This window comes from Acinetobacter sp. AS23, assembly GCF_023612055.1.
Classification (GTDB): Bacteria; Pseudomonadota; Gammaproteobacteria; order Pseudomonadales; family Moraxellaceae; genus Acinetobacter; species Acinetobacter oleivorans.
The window spans coordinates 2,031,081-2,050,933 of the sequence record NZ_CP082274.1 but is presented as its reverse complement, the minus strand read 5'-3'; the positions used below and the strand labels follow the sequence as shown (position 1 = coordinate 2,050,933).

The 19,853-nt window shown below is 39.3% G+C and carries 14 protein-coding genes; 6 read left to right on the top strand and 8 right to left on the bottom strand.

Annotation, left to right across the window (positions count from 1 at the left end):
* Positions 1-6: 6 nt before the first annotated feature.
* On the top strand, positions 7-954 hold the full coding sequence (locus K6I41_RS09530; protein ID WP_005305127.1) for a SphA family protein: 948 nt from the start codon (positions 7-9) through the stop codon (positions 952-954).
* Between the two features lie 55 nt (positions 955-1,009).
* On the opposite strand, the gene K6I41_RS09525 is transcribed toward K6I41_RS09530, so the two are convergent.
* From K6I41_RS09525 to antA, 4 genes are all read right to left on the bottom strand, one after another.
* Positions 1,010-2,068: an AraC family transcriptional regulator gene (locus tag K6I41_RS09525; RefSeq protein ID WP_250374171.1), complete on the bottom strand. Its 1,059-nt coding sequence runs from the start codon at positions 2,066-2,068 to the stop codon at positions 1,010-1,012.
* Between the two features lie 449 nt (positions 2,069-2,517).
* Complete coding sequence (gene antC / locus K6I41_RS09520) at positions 2,518-3,552, bottom strand: anthranilate 1,2-dioxygenase electron transfer component AntC (RefSeq protein ID WP_081399152.1); 1,035 nt, start codon at positions 3,550-3,552, stop codon at positions 2,518-2,520.
* Positions 3,553-3,557: 5 nt separating this feature from the next.
* On the bottom strand, positions 3,558-4,049 hold the full coding sequence (antB, locus tag K6I41_RS09515) for an anthranilate 1,2-dioxygenase small subunit (RefSeq protein ID WP_250374170.1): 492 nt from the start codon (positions 4,047-4,049) through the stop codon (positions 3,558-3,560).
* Positions 4,050-4,051: 2 nt separating this feature from the next.
* On the bottom strand, positions 4,052-5,467 hold the full coding sequence (antA, locus tag K6I41_RS09510) for an anthranilate 1,2-dioxygenase large subunit (RefSeq protein ID WP_019459119.1): 1,416 nt from the start codon (positions 5,465-5,467) through the stop codon (positions 4,052-4,054).
* 219 nt (positions 5,468-5,686) lie between these two features.
* Between antA and K6I41_RS09505 the strand changes: the two genes are divergently transcribed.
* From K6I41_RS09505 to K6I41_RS09490, 4 genes are all read left to right on the top strand, one after another.
* Positions 5,687-6,037, top strand: a complete 351-nt coding sequence (locus K6I41_RS09505) for a winged helix-turn-helix domain-containing protein (protein WP_250374169.1) — start codon at positions 5,687-5,689, stop codon at positions 6,035-6,037.
* A 180-nt stretch (positions 6,038-6,217) separates the two neighbouring features.
* Positions 6,218-7,003 (top strand): molybdate ABC transporter substrate-binding protein, encoded by a 786-nt coding sequence (gene modA, locus K6I41_RS09500; RefSeq protein ID WP_013197950.1) that lies wholly within the window; start codon positions 6,218-6,220, stop codon positions 7,001-7,003.
* A complete protein-coding gene (gene modB, locus K6I41_RS09495; protein WP_000971585.1) occupies positions 7,000-7,692 on the top strand; it encodes a molybdate ABC transporter permease subunit in 693 nt (230 codons plus the stop codon). The genes modA and modB overlap by 4 nt, the downstream gene beginning before the upstream one ends.
* A gap of 4 nt (positions 7,693-7,696) precedes the next feature.
* The gene (locus tag K6I41_RS09490) at positions 7,697-8,317 is read left to right on the top strand and encodes an ATP-binding cassette domain-containing protein (RefSeq protein WP_250374168.1); all 621 of its coding nucleotides are present in this window, start codon (positions 7,697-7,699) and stop codon (positions 8,315-8,317) included.
* 46 nt (positions 8,318-8,363) lie between these two features.
* Here K6I41_RS09490 and K6I41_RS09485 read toward each other — a convergent pair whose 3' ends face one another.
* Positions 8,364-9,968, bottom strand: a complete 1,605-nt coding sequence (locus K6I41_RS09485) for a PepSY-associated TM helix domain-containing protein (RefSeq protein ID WP_250374167.1) — start codon at positions 9,966-9,968, stop codon at positions 8,364-8,366.
* Between the two features lie 2 nt (positions 9,969-9,970).
* Entirely contained in the window at positions 9,971-10,261 is a 291-nt protein-coding gene (locus tag K6I41_RS09480) for a hypothetical protein (RefSeq protein ID WP_191000101.1), read from the bottom strand.
* A 413-nt stretch (positions 10,262-10,674) separates the two neighbouring features.
* Here K6I41_RS09480 and K6I41_RS09475 point away from each other — a divergent pair, with 413 nt between their 5' ends.
* On the top strand, positions 10,675-11,406 hold the full coding sequence (locus K6I41_RS09475) for a 4'-phosphopantetheinyl transferase family protein (RefSeq protein ID WP_250374166.1): 732 nt from the start codon (positions 10,675-10,677) through the stop codon (positions 11,404-11,406).
* 42 nt (positions 11,407-11,448) lie between these two features.
* Here K6I41_RS09475 and entS read toward each other — a convergent pair whose 3' ends face one another.
* Positions 11,449-12,699: an enterobactin transporter EntS gene (entS, locus tag K6I41_RS09470; protein WP_151821876.1), complete on the bottom strand. Its 1,251-nt coding sequence runs from the start codon at positions 12,697-12,699 to the stop codon at positions 11,449-11,451.
* Positions 12,696-19,847 carry a non-ribosomal peptide synthetase gene (locus K6I41_RS09465; RefSeq protein ID WP_250374165.1) on the bottom strand — a complete coding sequence of 2,384 codons (7,152 nt, stop codon included), beginning with the start codon at positions 19,845-19,847 and terminating at the stop codon, positions 12,696-12,698. The genes entS and K6I41_RS09465 overlap by 4 nt, the downstream gene beginning before the upstream one ends.
* Positions 19,848-19,853: the final 6 nt, after the last annotated feature.

Below are 19,853 nucleotides of genomic sequence, written 5' to 3'. Positions count from 1 at the left end.
AAGAAGATGAAAAGCACTTTAATTAAACATGGATTTTTAGCAGGAACATTGTTGGGTTTGCCGTTGGTTACACATGCCTATGATTTACCGACCGTAAACTTAGGTATGACCAGCTTTCTCGATGGCGGCTTACCCGCAGGGCCCGGTTGGTATGCTCAAACCTATTTTCAAAATTACGATAGCAATAAACTGGTCGATGCCAATGGACAAAAATTAGGTTTACCTAAAACAGATTTAAATTATCAAGTACTGGTTGAGCAGATTAGTTATTTATCGAATGTCCGAGTAAAAGATAAAGCCAGTCTAGGCATAAATTTTCTGGTTCCTTTTGTCAGCAAAATGGATATGGATGATGGCTTGAATAATGCTGCCATTAAGGCCCAAAGTGGCTTTGGGGACATTATGATCGGACCTTTTATTCAGTTCGATCCAGTCATGGGTGCACAAGGGCCGAAGTTTGTACATCGTTTTGAGTTTCAGATGAATTTACCTACTGGGGAATACGATCAACAAAAAGATATTAATCCCAGTAATAATGCTGTTTCATTTGATCCTTATTGGGCTGCAACGTATTGGTTTAATCCAAAGTGGACAGCTTCAACGCGTATCCATTATCTCTATAACTTTAAAAATGATGACCCAAGCTATGCTTTTGCTGGAGCAAATGATATACAAGCTGGGCAAGCAATTCATGCAAACTTCGCAACAGACTATGCCATTACTGAACAGTTCCGTTTAGGACTAAATGGCTATTGGCTAAAACAAGTGACAGATACTGAAGTGGATGGTGAAAAAGTCAAAGGCCGACGTGAACAAGTCTGGGCAATTGGTCCGGGTGCGATGTATAGTTTTTCTAAAAATGATCACTTGGTTGCAAATGCTTATTTTGAGCAAGATGCTCAAAACCGACCAGAAGGAACACGATTACAAGTCCGTTATGTCCATCATTTTTAAATCATAAAAAAAGCCTTTTATATTTATTGATATAAAAGGCTTTTCTCTATTTGTTTTAAGAAAAAATTGAAGTAATTAAGCCTGAGCCTTCACTATGACCAGAACGGCGGGTAGACGAAGGTAACTCTCCATAACGGCGTTTATATTCTTGAGAAAAACGTCCTAAATGGCTAAATCCCCATTTAAATGCAACGTCAGTGACAGAGAGATTTTCATTGTGCATGAGTTCTAAATGAGCCTGTTCAAAACGTAATTCTTTTAAATAAGACATTGGGGTTGTCCCCAAATAGTTTTTAAAACCAGTAAATAGGGTTCTTACGCTCACGCCTGCATGTTCAGCTAAAATTTCGACATTAAGTGGCTCATGTAAATGTTCTTTTATATAGGCTTCTGTACGCTTCACGAAATAAGGAGAGACTGTTTTTTCTTTATGCTGATCTATTTTATGTAATGCGTTATTGGGTTGACCATAAATGAGGGCATTAAACAAATTTGACTCAAATTGTTTAAAGGCTAAAGGATGATGGAGTGGATGTTGATCACATGCTAAAGCATCCATCAGTGTTCTAACGAGCTGTAAAAAGTAGCTTCCACTTTGTGTAGCAAAGTCTAATTTAGGGTCAAAAACAAGTAAGTTATTTTCTGAATCAGCAATGTGTTGACGGCAATGGTAGGTAAAATCATCCTTTGAAACTTTTAGAATAAGCTGTGGTGAGTTCGCATGCCAGCGCATACGTAAAGATTGCTGAGGAGAAATAAGAGAAGCAACTTGAGAATAAGAAATAAACTTTTGTGAACCGAATTCGATTTCTGCATAGCCTTGAGTTGGAATTTGAATTAAGTAAAAGCTATCAAGGTGATCTGGTTCAATAATGACATCCGCGCCATATTCCAAGCGACTAATAGACAATGCGCCTGTTTTAACATGGTGCATAGTTGCACTGAAATCTCGCTTCTGCTGAGAGATTTTAAGATCATGCGGTTTAAAAATTTGGCCTACATTGCGGCAGGTTTCGCTTAAATCGTGGTGATCAAACACCAGATTATGATTGGTAAAGATAGACTCATTTTGAAAATGACGTCCACTGAGTTCTGGGGAGTTGGCTTGGTTCATATTTATCCCTTTTGGCTCACTCCTGTATTTACTTGTATTGCAAGAGCTTTAAAACTTCGCTGCACAGCAAGTAAATACGGCACTTAAAAAATTAAGTTACTCGCAAATTACAATGAGATATAAGCAAAATACAGACCAATTTAACCGCTAGTTAATGTGATTTTCTCAAATTTTTACATCGGATTTTGTCCATCAATTTAGTAAATTCGAGAAATAGAATAGGGGGATATAAAAGGTGCTATAAGTTAATCTCATCATGATCTTATTCCTTAAGATCTATCAAAATTTATAGCAAATCCGAGTGAGCTGGTCAATTTATTTTGTCGGGATTTATTATTTTATATTATTGATATATAAAAACTTTTAATTTAAATGCAAAAATTCAATATACCCCCTACAGAGTATATTGAATCATTTCAGGTTTTAGTGGTTTTTAAATTATTTATACTTCAACGTGATGTATTACTCTGTAAAAACTTCTCGCTGTAAATACGGTAGTTTTGCAAAGATTGTTCATCTAACCAATTTTTAACAGCTTCAATCATTGGCGGTGGACCACATAAATACATATCAAAAGCCTGCTCGGCCAATTGATCTTTATTTAAGTGCTCATGAATATAGCCAGCTTTACCTTGCCAAGCTTCGGTTGCTTTAGTCACAATCGGGTGATAACTAAAGTTTGGTAGCTGCTCCGCGTAGGCATGTAAACGCTGTTGTTCGCATAGATCGGTTTCATTATTTACGCCATAGTACAATTGAACAGCAGGTGAGTTAGGCTGCTCAACCAAGTTATCAAGCATTCCCAAGAAAGCTGATAATCCTGTTCCACCAGCTACAAAAACCAGTGGTCGCTGTACTTCACGTAAATAGAAACTACCAAGCGGCGCTTCAATGAGTAGGGTTTGTCCAACCTGACAACGATCACGCAAATAATTACTCATAACACCGTCTGGCAAGAGACGAATTAAAAACTGTAATTGATTGGTTGCGTTCGGTCTGTTTGCAAATGAATATGAGCGCCAATCTTCAGTATCTGGAATTTGCAAACGAGCATATTGACCCGGTAAAAACTGAAGTTGTGCAGCATGACCGCTTGCATCAAGATGCAAAATTGCTGTCGTTTCAGAAACCAGCTCAACCGCAGTCACTTTGGTTTCAATTTTTAAGGTATCACCAGCGTTACAGATCGCAGAATCATGATCGAAATAAAAAGCAGCATCGGATTTCACACGCGTCTGGCAAGCTAACATTTTACGCTCAGCCAAATCACGCTCACTTAATGCATCTTCATCAACATATTCTTGTTCATAAATACCAGTTTCACATTGACCCTGACAGGTACCACAAACACCTTCACGGCAGTCTAGCGGTAGGTTAATTCCTTGGCGAACTGCTGCATCAAGCAACAATTCGTCGTTATTTACCGAAATGAAAAAGGTTTTGCCATCGGCAAAGTTAAGTGCAACTGAATGTCCCATTTTCATTCCCCTTAAACGTGATAGAAGTCTAAAACGGAATCAATTTTGTCATTAAGCAAAATGCTGTGCTGACGACGAATACGGAAACCATCTGCGGTTTGGCGTAAAAGATAAGTCGCATGTCCGTAAAAAGAGCCTTCTAAACCTTGACGGTTATAAAGCGTTTGCCATACAACTTTTGCTTCAATTAATCCATCTTCCAATGTTTTAACTCGGATATTGTTTATGCTATGCAAAGTACGTGGTAACGGTGTTGCAGACGCAGCTTTTCCGGTACGAATACGGAATACACGGTCTTCAAGTCCTGTACGGTCCGCATAATAAATATAAGACAAGCCATGATTTGGATCTTGAACATAGTTATGGTCATCAATCCACTGTGGAATATGATATTCACTATCTTCATCGTAAAGCTCTATGTAGGCATCCCAGTCATAAGCGTCACAAAGTTCTGCTTTTTTGTACAAAAACTGAGATACAGCAAAATGTAGTTCTTGTGACATGGTTACACCTCATCCATTACGGCATTGTTTTCAAAAGTAATATCCTGCATTTTTAATGCTTTCTTGTTTAATCCGTCGAGCATTAGACGTTGCCAATGTCCATGCTGGTTTACATAGAGTCCTTCATGGGTAAACTCACGGCCAGTAATGACAGGTTGAATGCCTAAATCTTGTGAGTTTTTGGTCGCGCCATATTCCCAAGACTGACAGCCACGAGAAATATCGCTCCAACGTTCAAGACGTGCTTGGAAACCTTTTTGCTGTTCACGGAATTCAACTAAATCGTCTGGTGTACCGAGGCCTGATACGTTAAAGAAATCTTCAAACTGGCGAATACGGTTACGGCGTGCTTCAGCAGATTCACCTTTAACACCAATACATTGACTAATGACTTCGGTTTTATTCCATGCCACAGGACGAACAATACGAAGCTGTGAACTAATCTGGTCCATAAAAAATAGGCTAGGGTACAAATTCAAGTTTCTTAAACGGTGCATTGCCCACTCAGCATATTTGTCGCCATATTTTTCGACCATATACGGCATAACTGTGCTGTAGCCCGGACGAACAGTTGGGTTCGGCATGTCACTAAATAATACGCTATGACCATTTTTGAAGCTGAACCAGCCATCGTCAGTTTCTGAGTCACCGGCCCCTAACTTGCTATAGTCAAGCGTATCGAGTTCTTCACCTTTTGATGCATTGACTTGTTGGCGGTGTTGGACTGTAGAGACATAGTTATAGTGAACGGTACTTACATGGTAACCATCTAAGCCATTTTCATTTTGTAGCTTCCAGTTACCTGCAAAGGTATAAGATGACTTGCCTTGAAGTACTTCGAGTTCACCTGTTGGCGACTGATTAACCATTAAATCAAGGAACAGTTTTGCATCGCCCAAAAAGTCTTCTAGAGAATCTGTTGCTTGAGTATCAAGGCTTACAAATACAAATCCACGGTAGCTGGCAATACGGCCTTGTTTTAAGCCACGGCTTGATTTATCAAAATCTTCACAATATTCACCAGGTGCTTTGACTTTCACCAAGCGGCCATCTGACTTATAACACCAAGCATGGAACGGACATGTAAAGGTTGACTGGTTGCCTTTAGCAACGCGTGTTAAGGTTGCGCCGCGATGCTCACAAGCATTGACCATGGCATGTAGTTCGCCTTTACCATCACGGCTCACAATAATCGGTTGACGACCAATTTGAACTGTTAGGAAATCATGATTGTTTGGAATCTCACTTTCGTGACATGCATAAATCCAAACCTTTTCAAAAATAAGTTCCATTTCCAAGTCAAATAGTTCAGGCTCAGTAAACATATTACGTGCAATACGAAACACGCCATCGTTAGGACGGAAGTCGATACATCCATCTACAAAATCATTCCATTGTTTTAAATTAGATGAGGTCATTTGCTCAATCCTATTCATTCAGCTTTTACCTGATTGAACCGCGATTAGGCTTTGGCCTCTATCCGTTTTTTCCAGATCTTTATCCACTTTGTGCAGTTTTGATTTTTTAATAAGACTATTTTTAAGAGCTAATCGAGATTTAAATTTGTATATGTCTTAGCTTGTTAAACTTCCCTATAATGTTAATGAGCATAAAATAAACTTTTGTGAACTAAGTCTATGAAAGAACAAAATTTAAAATTACAGATTAGAATTCTTTTAGAGCAGAACATTGCATTTGGACCGGGTAAGGCCGACTTACTTGAAGCAATTGAGAAAACTGGTTCGATCTCACAAGCCGCAAAATCTATGAATATGAGTTACCGCCGTGCGTGGCAGTTGGTCGACACCATGAATCAATGCTTCGAAACAGCTCTAGTCGAAACCCAAACGGGTGGAACACATGGTGGTGGGGCAGCCATTACAGCTTTGGGCCAGAAAGTCTTGCATCACTATCGCCAAATGGAAGTTAATGCTAGACAAGCCTTAGAACAGGAGTATCAAATCATGAGTAGCTATTTAAAGAAATAAGATGAGAAATACTTTATAAATTAAAGAATTTAAGCGCGAATCAGTTTTATCTACCAATAGTTTTCAGTTGCTCAGAAAAAATATCCATCTTTATAAATAATTTCTACTTTTCATCGTCTATGCTTATCGCTATATTCTTGGGTATATATCGCTGCAAAAAACGACAAAAAGGTAAATATAATGGTAAGTGATACGAAGATAAAAAAGTTGGCTTTAGCCTGTTCAGTCCTCAGCATAGGATTGGTCTTTAATGTTCCAGCCAAGGCTGAATCGGTTACCATTTATGCAGCAGCGAGCTTAACCAATGCGATTAACGATTTAGAAAAAATTTATGAAAAACAAAATAAAGTAGAAGTTAAAACTTCATATGCAGGCTCATCGACATTAGCCAAACAAATTGAAGCTGGGGCGCCAGCTGATGTATTTATTTCAGCAGATACCCAGTGGATGGATTATCTGCAAAATAAAAAATTAGTTGCAACAAATGACCGTATAAATTTATTAGGTAACCGTCTGGTTCTAATTACCCCTAAAGGTCAGTCACTAAAAGTAAAATTAGATAAAACGATCGATCCAAATAAAGTGTTTACAGGCAAGATTTGTACAGGGGATACCAAAAGTGTGCCTGTAGGCAAATATGCTAAACAAGCTTTTACTAACCTAGGTTGGTGGAGCCGTATTGAGCCAAAGTTAGTTGAAACAGAAGATGTTCGAGCGGCATTAAATTTTGTTGCGCGTGGTGAATGTCAGGTTGGGATTGTCTATGCAACCGATGCAGCGATTAGTAAAGATGTAACAGTAGTTGGCGTATTTCCAGAAAATACACATTCACCAATTATTTATCCTATAGGGTTGATTAAAAAGAATCCGAACTCAGCAAAGTTCTATCAATTTTTACAAAGCAACCAAGCCAAAGCTGTCTTTAAAAAGTATGGCTTTAGCGTGTTGGCTCCAGCAAAACCATGATGTTCTCTTTAACCCCAGAAGAGCTTAGCGTGCTACAACTCTCTTGTAAGGTTGCAGCAAGTTGTCTTGTCGTCAGTATTATTCCTGCAATTTGTGTGGGATGGTTTTTGGCACGTAAAGAGTTCTGGGGTAAGTCATTCATTGAAACTTTGGTGTTCTTACCTTTAGTGCTACCACCAGTTGTTCCTGGTTATTTGCTATTACAGGTATTTGGGAGCCGTGGCATTATTGGGCAATATTTGGCACCGCTCGGAATTGATTTTGCATTTAACTGGAAAGGTGCCGTTCTGGCATCAGCAGTGATGGGTTTCCCGCTATTGGTTCAATCTATTCGATTAGCGATTGAACTGGTCGATCAGCGTTTAGAAATGGCAGCAAAGACATTAGGTGCCTCATCTTTAGGGGCATTTTTTCATGTCACTTTGCCTCTTGCCAGCAGTGGTATTTTAATTGGTGCTATTTTATGTTTTTGCCGTAGTTTAGGTGAGTTTGGTGCGACCATTACCTTTGTGGGTAATATTTCAAATGAAACGCGTACTTTGCCTTTGGCTATGTATAGCTTAATGCAACAGCCCGATACAGAAGCAGCTATTCAAAGGCTTATTGTTTTATCATTAAGTGTGGCTTTTTTAGCTCTATGGTTTGCACAGTGGTTTCATCGTTATCAAAAGAAGCGTTTAGGACGGTAAGGTTATGTTGATTGATTGCCGTTTTCAGCTACAGATGGGTCAATTTCATATTGAGCCTAGTTTCCAGTCAGATGCTTCTGTTATTGGATTATTTGGTGCCTCTGGGTCAGGTAAAACATCAATTTTACACGCCATTGCAGGGCTGAACACTCCATGTAGTGGGCTCATTAAAATACAGGATCAAACATGGTTTGATTCAGATCAAAACATTAACTTGAGTACCCAAAAGCGGCATGTTGGATTAGTTTTTCAAGATGCTCAGCTTTTTCCGCATAAAACGGTAAAGCAAAACTTATTATTTGGTCTTAATCATCTTTCCCAACAAGAACGTCACTTCGAAGCAGATTATATTATTGAATTATTAAAGTTAGGACACTTATTACAACGTATGCCCATCAAACTCTCAGGAGGGGAAAAACAGCGCGTAGCTTTAGGGCGAGCATTGTTATATTCACCTAAGCTGTTACTGCTTGATGAGCCGTTATCAGCACTAGATGCGAATCATAAAGCTGAAATTATTCCTTTTTTTCAGAAGGTAAAAGAGGGAATAAAAATTCCGATGATTTATGTGAGTCATGATATTCAAGAGATTAAACAACTGACCGAAACAATGTGGATTTTATAATTTTTCATATTTCACACATTATTTCAGTCTTGCCGATTTATGGTTGTTAACTAGCCCATAAACTGCCCGTTGGAGCAGATTTTCGGCGATCTTGGGCTTGTTGATAAAAACGCCAGAAAGCGAAAGCAAAAATGATAGCTAAGAAATCAACGACTAAGATTTCTCCGCCATGTACCCATAAGCCACTTTGAGGAATGAAGTAGGCTAAAAGGGATGTAAGCGGAATCGCAAATAACACCAAAACCAAGGTTAACAGCAGTTCTGGTAAAGCTTTTGCATAGCCAATCACAAAGGTATAAATCAAAGTCAGTAGGAAAATCGCATAATAACCATACATAAAGAGGTGATTCATGCTTTCAATATTGAGTGTAGCGAAAAGCCAACGACTGGCCAACATTGTACCTACGACAGCTAAAACACACCCTAAACATGCACCTATCGTTAAGTTCGCAAGGAACACTACATCTTTACGTTGAACAGGAACAGGGTCTTCAGCACGCTTTTGTTTACGTGCGCGAGTTTCAACCCAAAGGATGTTACCTGTATAAAACAAGAAAGCGCCACCGACACCTAATACAAAATAAATCCAACGTACGCCTGTACCGCCAAAACTTCCAAAATGTAGACTAAACATGGCGTTGATTAACTTATTCCCAGCATCAGTCTGTGTGTTAATGCCTTTATGATTAAAGTGCTCAACTGCATATGGGTTCATACGCATAAAGTCATGATTTGCACCACGCAACATCTGATCTGAACTATAAAGAGCAATACGTGCATTGGCTTTTTCAGGTTTATCTAGGCCACTGAACTGGATATAGTCAACTGAATATTCAGGTGCTACTTTTTTAGCTTGAGCTAATATTTGCCGCACATCGATCTGTGTTTGTTTCGGTTGAATCAGCGCTGGGGGAGAACGCTGAAAAACAGGCTGTCCTTTGAGTGCAAGTTGTCCAATCGCATCATAAAAAAAGTCATGAAAAGCAAACACAATAACGCTAATACTAATAATGATGTGAAACGGTAAACTGGTAATTCCAATCACATTATGCGCATCTAGCCAAAAACGCTTTTTATTTTTACCAGGGCGAATAACAAAGTAATCCTTTACCAAGGTTGGTAAAAGTATGATCACTCCTGAAAGCAGGGCAAGAAAATATAAAATTGAAACCACACCCATCACATAGAGACCTAATCCGTGATGGCCTGCCATGCCCGGTATGCCTGCTGTTTCATGCAACTGTTCGATTAGCCAGCCTGCTTTAGATAAGTTTTCTTGAGCAACGATTAATTGACCTTTATTATCTAAGCTTGCCATCCACGTAGACTGAGCAGCATTAAAGCCATCTCCACGTACATGCTCGCTCCACGTAATGGGTGCATAGTGAAATTCATTGGACGATAAATTGAGTGTGAAGTTCTTTTGTGCAGCAGGATAGGCAGTCTGTACTTTTTGAATGAGTTCATTATATTGATCGGGTGAGACTTTCGGTAAAACTTGCTGTGTTGGCGTAGCCCACTTACTAATATGGTGCTGAAACATGCTGAGCCCACCAGCAAAGAAACAGATGAAAAGCAAAATCCCTGCACATACACCCACCCAAGTATGCATGCTTTTTGCTAATTTCATGATGTCTGAACGTACTTTCATGTTTAACCCCGTAAGACAAAAATACAGCTATACGCTACGGCATTCGCAATCAATAAATAGATAAGCGCTTTTCGTCCAGTCGTAAAAAAATAACTGCCAAACATAATAGGCATCCAAAACCAAGGAACACTCCACATTCCCACTTGCACCAATAAATCCATGGCAACATAAGGTTGGCCTAATAAAACAATCAAATTACCAATCGCGATAGAAAGACTTAGACCAAAAACTCCACCTGCAAACGTTTTACTCCACCAGTCTGGCTGGATCGGAGACTGAATTTTAGCTTTCATGAAACCAGTTTCCGTTTAAAAAGCGCCATAAAAGGGAGGAAAGACCACGCAAAAATGATGAGCATGAACCAGCAAAAAGCGGCAACCACTTTCGGTAAGCTTGCAAAGAGCGTAATAAATCCAATGCCTAATAGCACTAGACCCAAATACTTAAAGAAAGTAGGAAGATGTCGAGACAACAGATTTTGGTTGCTATGACTACAATAGATACTGACCGCTCCCAACAGGGTCAAAAAAAGTCCTATAAGTTTCATAATCAATATTTATAAGTAAATTAAAGTCAAAATTTACCCAATAGTATAAGTAAATAATAATTATTATCAAATGATAAATATAATTATTTATCTATTTATGGTGAGTAAGTTAAGATAGGAGATAACTCATTAAAAATATTTATTTTGAAGTCGAATACAGTGAGTCATTATCTATACATTCCTAAACAAATCAGTAAATCAATTTATGAAATTTCGAGTCCTATTTTTCTTACATCAGAGCTATTTTGTTATGGGCTAGATTTATCGCAAACAACGCATTTGCATATAGACCAACGATTAGAGCATCCGCTAAAAATTGCTCAAGCGCGTGTCGAACGTAAAAATGAGTACTTATGTGGCAGGGTCTTAGCTCAGGCTGTTTTAAATCATCATTTCGGTTTAGATCAGCCAATAACCTCTATGTATGAACATTTACCCATTTGGCCCTCTCGTATTTTGGGTAGTATTAGTCATTCACAAAATAAGTTAATTGTTGCGCTATTTAACCATGCGGTTTATTTGGGAATTGATATTGAGCACTGGGTGACCTCAGAATTTGCTCAAGAGAGTGCACATCTTGTTTTAACGCCATCTGAGTTTGATTTATGGAAAACTAAAGCCTGCGAGTTTTTTGATTTTGCCCGCTATGTGAGCTTAATTTTCTCTGTAAAAGAAAGCCTGTATAAGGCGGTTTATCCCACTGCAAAGCAATATATCGATTTCTTAGAAGCATCTATCGTTGATATTAATTTTGAAAATCAAACATTAACGCTAACTTTCTTGCCAGAAATTCAACAACGTTATCAACTCTTAGAACAATATCAAGGTGGCTGGGCTGTAGAACAAGACCATATTATGACTTGGGTTTTTCAAGCACGAAATTCTTCTTAAAAAGAAAGAAGGCAACAAATTGCCTTCTTTCTTTTTTAGGGTTTAATTTTCTTGTAACTTAGGATCTTGGAAGCCTGTTTCACGCATATCTTGAGAGTTGAATAAGAACATAAATCCTACTGCAAAGCTTAGTATGCCAAAGAAGAGGATACTTCCTGATATTGGTAAAAACCGAGTTAAAAGGCCTAAAGTTGTAGTGGCAATCGAATCGCCTAATGCATCTTGTGCGAGCCAGATTGAATTAATACGTCCTAAATATTCATCAGGCGTATGTCCTTGCACAATACTGTATTGAAGCAAGTTGGCAATCGACATCAAATATCCGAAAACACATAAAATCGGTAAAGTCACGATTAGCCAAGGTGAAAGCCCAATCATAATCATGCAGCTAAAAACACCTAAACACGTATAGAGCATGACTAAGCCGGGTCTGAGTAACCTTGTTGTCCATCCACTCAGTAAGGCACCTAAAGTCGAGCCTAAAGGCACGGCCGAATACATAAGTCCGAGTTCAAATGCGCCGCCGTGAAAAATTTCATCTGCCATTTGCGGAAAAATAATACGAATAGCGCTGCTAAAACTGAGCAGCGTTCCAATTAAAATGGTGCTACCGACCACTTTATTTTTAAAAACAAATTTAAATCCTTGAGCCAATTGGCGAAGAGGACTTTCACCATTTGATGCATGTTGTGGTTTAAGCGCAGGTAGTCCCATCAATAAAAATACAGTAAGTAAAGTACCCACCGTTGATACCCAATATACGGTTGCAACACCGCTAGCAGCAATTAAAATACCACCGATTGCTGGTGAAATAACGGTTGCAAGACGTACGGATACCATACTGATCGCACGGGCTTGTACAATATTCTCGCGCCCTACAATCACAGGCATGATCGCCATCATTGCCGTTACGCCTAGTGCACCAAAGAAACCATCCCATGCTGATAGAAAATAAATCGCATAGAGCGAAGGGTGCTCAAACATGGCGTTGATGGCGAGGCCTGCAAAGCCTAAACCACACACACCACGTGCCAATAAAATTAGCCATTTTCGGTCTTTGCGATCTGACAGCAAACCACCAAGTAACAAGCCAATAAACATGGCTATGCCTTCAAAAGCCATTGCGACGGCAACGTTAAGCGAGTTACCCGTAATGTCATAGACCTGTTTTGGAATAGCCACGACCAACATGCCAATGGTTAACAATGACAATGTGCGGGCAATAAATACATGTCGGAAATGAGCATTACGTTTTAAAAGACTAAAATCGGTCAATATAGATTTGAAGCTCATGGCGTGTGCTCCTCTAAACCGCGTGCCTGACAAATCATACGGTTTAAAATTGGGCCAAGTGTTTCAAGTTGCTGTGGAGACAATATATCGGTATGGTCCGCTTCGCTTAGTCGAACAATATTGAGTTTTTTAACTAAAGGGGACCATTGTTGTTCTGGTTGGATATACGGAAGCAAGTCTTTTTCAGCGACAACTAAGTGTAGTTCACCATCAAAGTTTGGCATTTTATAAGGTTTTAATAAACGGACGGCATCGCGATAGTTTGCGAAAATATCCTCTTGTAAACGTCGAGTTTCTTCACTTAATGCCGTATCTGCATCGGCCAGAATATCATTGAAGAATTGAAGCTGTTCTTGTTCGGCTTCAGCATTCATTTCCTCTACCGATAAATCTAACCACTGATGAATTTCGGCTGGGTAAGTGTCTAACAAGCCGAGAAAATCAACCTGCTCACCTTGTTCAGTTAACTTTGCAGCAACCGCATAGGCTACAGTGCCACCAAGTGAATAACCTAATAAGGTATAAGGTCCTGTCGGTTGTTGCTTACGAATAATCTCAAGTTGTTTTTCAACGAGTTCATCCATATCAGTGCTATTTGCCAATAGGCCATCTGGTCGAGGTGACTGCAACCCGATAATTGGTAAGTCAGAATGCAGATAACGATTAAGCACAGTGTATTGCCATGCCGAACCAGAACCAGGGAAGAAACAGAACAATGGATACCCAGAGCCAGAACGGATTGGTAAAACAGGTTGCATACCAGTTTGTTCAACTTCTTCCAAACGTTCTTGTGTAAGAAGCAAAGCCGCTAAACGCTGAATCGTGACATGACTCATTAACTGACCAATTGGAATGGTCCGCTTAAATACTTTTCGGATTTCAATTGCAAGCTTCATGACCAAAATGGAATGTCCACCAATGGCAAAGAAATCTTCATTTACACCAATATTTTGTTCTGTATTTAAAACTTGTTGGAAAATACGTGTCAGTTCATGTTCAAAGCCAGTTGTGGCGTACTGTTTTTCTGTGTTTGAAGTATCAAGTTGTGGTCGTGGTAGTGCTTTACGATCTAGCTTACCATTATGACTTAATGGGAATTTCTCGACCAACATATAGTGTGTCGGCACCATATATGCAGGAAGCTGTTTCGCCAATTGTTTCTTTAATTGGTCGATGTCCAAAGGTGCTGTTGTTTGTAAGTAAGCAACCAATTGAACATCAGCTTTATTTTGTTCAGTAACGATAGGATGTACAACCACATCAAGACCGCTGATTAAGCGTAATTGTTGTTCAATTTCACCCAGTTCAATACGTTGCCCACGTATCTTTAACTGGTCATCAGCACGGCCTACATATTGAATACTTCCGTCTGCATGCCAATGGGCAATATCACCAGTGCGGTACATGCGTTGACCTGCTGCGAATGGATTTGCCACAAAACGTGTTGCTGTTAAGTCTGCTCGATGCAAATAACCCATGGCCAGTTGATGGCCTGCCAAATAAAGCTCACCGTCCACTCCAACAGGAACAGGGCGTAAGTATTGATCTAAAATATAAAGCTGGGTATTCCAGACTGGATATCCAATTGCAACGCTACTTTCTTCTGGGTGTAATCCGAGTGTTGCGTCCATATAACTCACATCTACCGCAGCTTCGGTTGGGCCATATAAGTTATGTAGCTCACAGCTAAAGTGCTCGGTAAATGATTTTGCTAAAGCCGTTGGTAATGCCTCACCACTACAGAATACTCGGCGGATCGGTAAACTTTGACGCTGAGCAGATGACAAAATTTCGGTAGCAGCATTTTCAAAAACAGCCAACATTGACGGTACAAAATGTAATGTTGTTACCTGATATTTTTGAATGAGGCTTAATAATGCCAATGGGTCACGGTGTGCATCTACAGGTGCCATAACCAATCGTGCACCTACTAAATATGACCAGAAAAACTCCCATACCGAAACATCAAAAGTACATGGCGTTTTTTGCAAAATCGTATCGTTGGTTGACAGTGGATACTCTGATTGCATCCATAAAATACGGTTCACAATGGCTTGGTGAGAAACCATGACACCTTTTGGTTGGCCTGTTGTACCCGATGTATAGATTAAATATGCTGGATGCTGTGGCGTAATGACTGTTGTTTTATAGCTGCTTAAATCAACCTTTGTTTCATCAAACAATTCATTAAAAGTAAAGGTGGCTATTGATGGAGAGGCAATAGCAGCTAGATCTTTTTGTTCACCAATCACAAGTTTAGATTTGGCATTCTGCAACATAAATTTGATGCGTTCAGACGGATGTTGTAAATCAATAGGTAAATAAGCTGCACCTGCTTCAATCACCGCTAAAATAGCGATACTCAATTTGACTGATCTTGGTAGAGCAACCGCAACAATATCCCCAGCCTGTACGCCCGCTCTTTGCAATTGCTGTGCTAACGCACAAACTTGCAAACGCACTTCACTGAAACTGAGCTGATGATTTTCATCAGATAATGCCGTTTGTTCAGGAGTAATTCGAGCTTGTTCTCTGAGTAATTGCTGTAACGTGCTCTGGCGAACATAGTATTGGGTTTGATTCGTTTTCTGGATTAAATCGCGTTCTTCGGCCAGTTGTAAGCGATAGTGAGCTAGAGAAGTCTCTGGTTCATTTAATGCAATTTCAATCAATTGAACCATTCGCTCGAGGAAATGCTCTGGTTGATCAATTACACCACGCTGTTCGAGTAATAGTTCAATTTGATGATCAGGAATAACCAATAAAGCAAGTGGATAATGGCTATAACCACGATTTGTGAGTTTGGAGATCGTAGCATCACCAAGTTTTTGCTGTAAATACTGGTTATCAGGATAGTTTTCTACGACTAACAAACTATCGAAAAGATTGCCTTGCCCCACTAATTGCTGAATTGCACCCAGACCCAAACCATCATGTTCTAAATGTTCAACATGTAATTGTTGTAACTGAGTCAATTGTTCCCAAAGCGTTTGCTGCATGTTGAGTTTTACACGCACCGGAATCGTATTTAAAAACAATCCGATTTGCTGCTCTAAACCATTAATAGGTGCTGAACGCCCAGAAACAGGTGTACCAAATACAATATCTTCACGATGAGCATAAATATTTAAAGTCATTGCCCAAATCATTTGCATGAAGACATTGAGCGTGATGCCTTGCTGGCGTAATTTGTGTTGAAGTTTCGCGCCCAACTCAGCACTTAAACGATATGAAGTTTCCTGTACAGCTTGCTGTGCTTGATTAAATAAAATAAGTGGCTGCAAATCAGCTAAATCACGTTGCCATATTAAGTTTGATGTTTCATGGTCACGTGCAGATAAAGCTTTAATCACTGTTTCATAACTATGTTCAAGCACTGGCAGTTGTTGGTTAGTTTGCTGATAGGCTTTAATAAAGTCTTGTAAAAATAGCGGAGTTGACCAACCATCAGTTAACAGATGATGCACCATAATCAATAATTCTGACTGTTCTGGAGCATGTTGAATTAAGGTTGCCCGAATTAAGCCATAGGATTGGTCGAGCTGAATCGGTTGCTGCAATGCTTCTTGAATGGTTTGCTCAAGCAAATCGGGAGTGACCGAACAAAACTGAACTGGCCAAGCTTGAGTAGGATGTAATGAATAAATAAAAACAGGTTCTTCAGCTAATTCGCTATCAAAATGTCCACCTAATTGTGGGTGACGTTTTAATACGGTAATCAACGCTTGCTGTAAACGTACCGGATCAATGTCTCCATTTAAACTAAGACGAGTAAAGGCATTATAGTTCGATTGATTTTCTACTTGAGATAAGAACAGCATGCCTTTTTGCAAAGGAAGCAAAGGTAAAATAGTGCTGTTTTTGCCATATTTTTCTTGAACTTTTTGTTCTAGTTCTGCTGAAAATAATGGTTTTGAAATGGCTGCTTGTTGCTCATCTAAACGGGTGAGTTGCGGTGCCATAGCGGCCACTGTTTTAAATTGGAATACATCACTTGGTCTTAAGCCGTAACCACGTTGGCGCAATTGAGTACAAAGCATAATGGCCGAAATACTATCGCCACCCGTCATAAAGAAGTCGTCATCAATTCCAATTGCGTCAAGCTTAAGAACAGATGCAGTAATTTGACATAAAAGTTGTTGTTCAGACGTTTCGGCCATTCGGCTATGGGTACGAATTTGAGGTTTTGGCAGTGCTTTTTTATCAACTTTACCACTTACATTTCGTGGAAATTCGGACATAACAGTTAGAGCAGAAGGCACCATATATTCAGGTAAGTTTTGACGTAACTGACTTAAATATTGCTGACTTAATTGCTCACTGGTTTTTTCATCAAGTTCAATGTCTTTAACCACACAATAACCAAGTAAACGATGACTGTTATTAATCGGTTCTGCAATCACGACTGCGCTTTCAACATTGGCTAAAATCGAAAGTGCATTTTCAACTTCACCGATCTCAACTCGATAACCACGAATTTTAATCTGGTCATCACATCGCCCCATAAATTCAAGTTTACCCGAACTATTCCAGCGGACTAAATCACCCGTACGGTACATGCGCTGTCCATGTTCAAATGGATTCGCTACAAAACGGGCAGCACTTAAATCAGCTCGACCTAAATAACCATTGGCAATACCAAAGCCAGAAATATAAAGTTCACCAATCACGCCTGTAGGGCATCGTTGTAAATGACGATCTAGTACATAGGCCTGTGTATTACCAATAGGGTTACCAATGACAGGGCGAGCTGTCTGTTTTAATTCGGCTCGGAAAGTATCAACCGTATATTCTGTTGGGCCATATAAGTTATGTGCAAAAAGCGCTGGCTGAGCATTGAGCTGTTGCCATAAAGCTAAAGGTGCAGCTTCACCACCAATCAAAATAAGACTTGGGTGATGCTGATTTTCAGCAAATAAACCATTCGTCATCATTTGCGCACAAAAAGATGGCGGTAAATCAAGTGTATCGATTTGTCGTTGCTGAATTTCTTGCACTAAACCAAATGCATCACGACGCATGTTTTCATCAAAAATATGTAGCTCTTGGCCCCATAACATCCAGAAAACTTGCAACCAAGATGAGTCAAACGAGAAAGAGTGTGTATGCGCTGCACGTAACGGACGGTCAGGGAAACGCTGATTTACAGCTTCTAATACTGGCCAGTAAATGGTTGGTTTATGTGACAAAATGAGGTTGAGTAAAGAACCATGTGTGTTCATTACCCCTTTAGGACGACCAGTACTACCTGAGGTAAAAATCACATAAGCAATGTCTTGGAAATCAAATTTACGATTTTCGGCAGGAATATCACTCGCATCTTGCTTTCGAATTTGTGTTTGAACATCTCCATGATCAAGATATAACTGCTGAATATTTTGTGGTAGTTGCTGTGCAAGAGCTTGTGTGGTTAATACAAATAATGGATTTGCATCTTCACACATCATTTGCATACGATCGATTGGATAATCTAAATCGAGAGGTAAGAAACTCGCACCAGAATTGAGTACAGATAACATCACTACAACTGAGTCAATCGAACGAGGAATAGCTCCAGCAATGACAGTTTGCTTTTTGGCACCATTTTCTTGTAAAAAACGAGTGAGTTGATTCACTTGTACTGCAAGCTCAGCAAAACTAAGATGCTGAAGGTTTGGACGTTCACCACTCACAATTGCGGTACGTTCGGGATACTTCTTAACTTGCTCATAAAAAATATCTAGAACATTATTATATTGTTCAGGATGGCTAACACGTGGACCAATACCACTTTGGGTCAGGGCAGCAAGCTCTTGTGGTGTCGTAATATTAAAATTGCTACATGCCTGTTCTGGACGAATTAGAGCCTGTTCAAGTAATAAAGTTAAGCGTTGACCATGGTTAAATAGTTCATCTTGTCTATAACGCTGCGAATCTGCACGTAGTTCGATAATGAGTTCATGATCTTGAACAATAAAGGAAAACTCAAAATCATCAATTGGTCCTGTAGAAATATGGTGTGTTTTGACCTTTTCACCATCTAAGATCAAGTCTTGATCAAAAGCTTTATAGTTTAAAATAGGGCCGTACATTCGTTCATGAATATCGATACTATTTAAATCTCTTAAAATTTGTTCGGCATCGTATTTCTGATGCGGACGAATTTGTCGTAATTGCTCTTGTACATGTTGAGCCAAGCTTACCCAACTGTCTTTTTCAGCAACTTTAAACTTCACAGGCAATACATTTACCGTAGGTAAGGTTGAGCGAATCGCTTTTGAACCTAAACGGCGCATGAATGGAATACCGTTAACCAAATCGGCTTTATCTGTCATTTTGTAAATATAATGTAATGACAATGACATCATCATGTCATTTAAAGCTAATTTAGATTGCGCAGCTAAAGCCTGAATTTGCTCTAAAATTCCTTTCGAAAAACGGAGTTGATGCTTAATAAATGTCGCTGTGGTTTTTGCCGCTAAATGATGAGTACTTAAACTAACTGGACTAGGTAAATCTTCACAATATGCCTTCCAGAAAGCTTGGTCTATTTTAAATTGATGACTATTTTCATAAGCCTGACGCTCAGAAATAACGTCATTGACGCCAATGAACGGAGAAACTGAAAGGTCTTTTTCTTCTTGTAATTGTTGATAGAGTTCAACAATACGTTTGGTCAGGTTAATCATGCTAAAACCATCAAGCATGATGTGGTGATAGCGTTGATACCAATACACTTTATCATGCGTCGTAAATAACACCTGACGAAACAGTTGAGATTCACCCGCTTTAAGTGATTTAGCACATTGACGATCTGATGGCATCCAGTCCCATAAACGTTGCTGAGCTTTTTTAGGCGTTAAATGACAAAAATCAAATTCTTCAATTTGAAACTGAACTTGGTTATTAAGCTCAATAAACGGTTGAGATGGGTCAGATGAATACGAAGCAATGACCGTGTCAGCTTCATTTAAGCCGATCTGAATTGCTTTTTTAAACGTTGGGATATCGACAGTTTTTGGTAGTTCCAAACAATGCGCAATGGTATATAAATCTTCAATTGAACTTAAATGATCGGCAAGGAAAATGCCGAGCTGAGTAGATGCCAATTCAAAACGAGCTGGTTGAGAAAGGTCCGGAGTAAATTCATTGTTTAATGCCTGATTCATGACAAT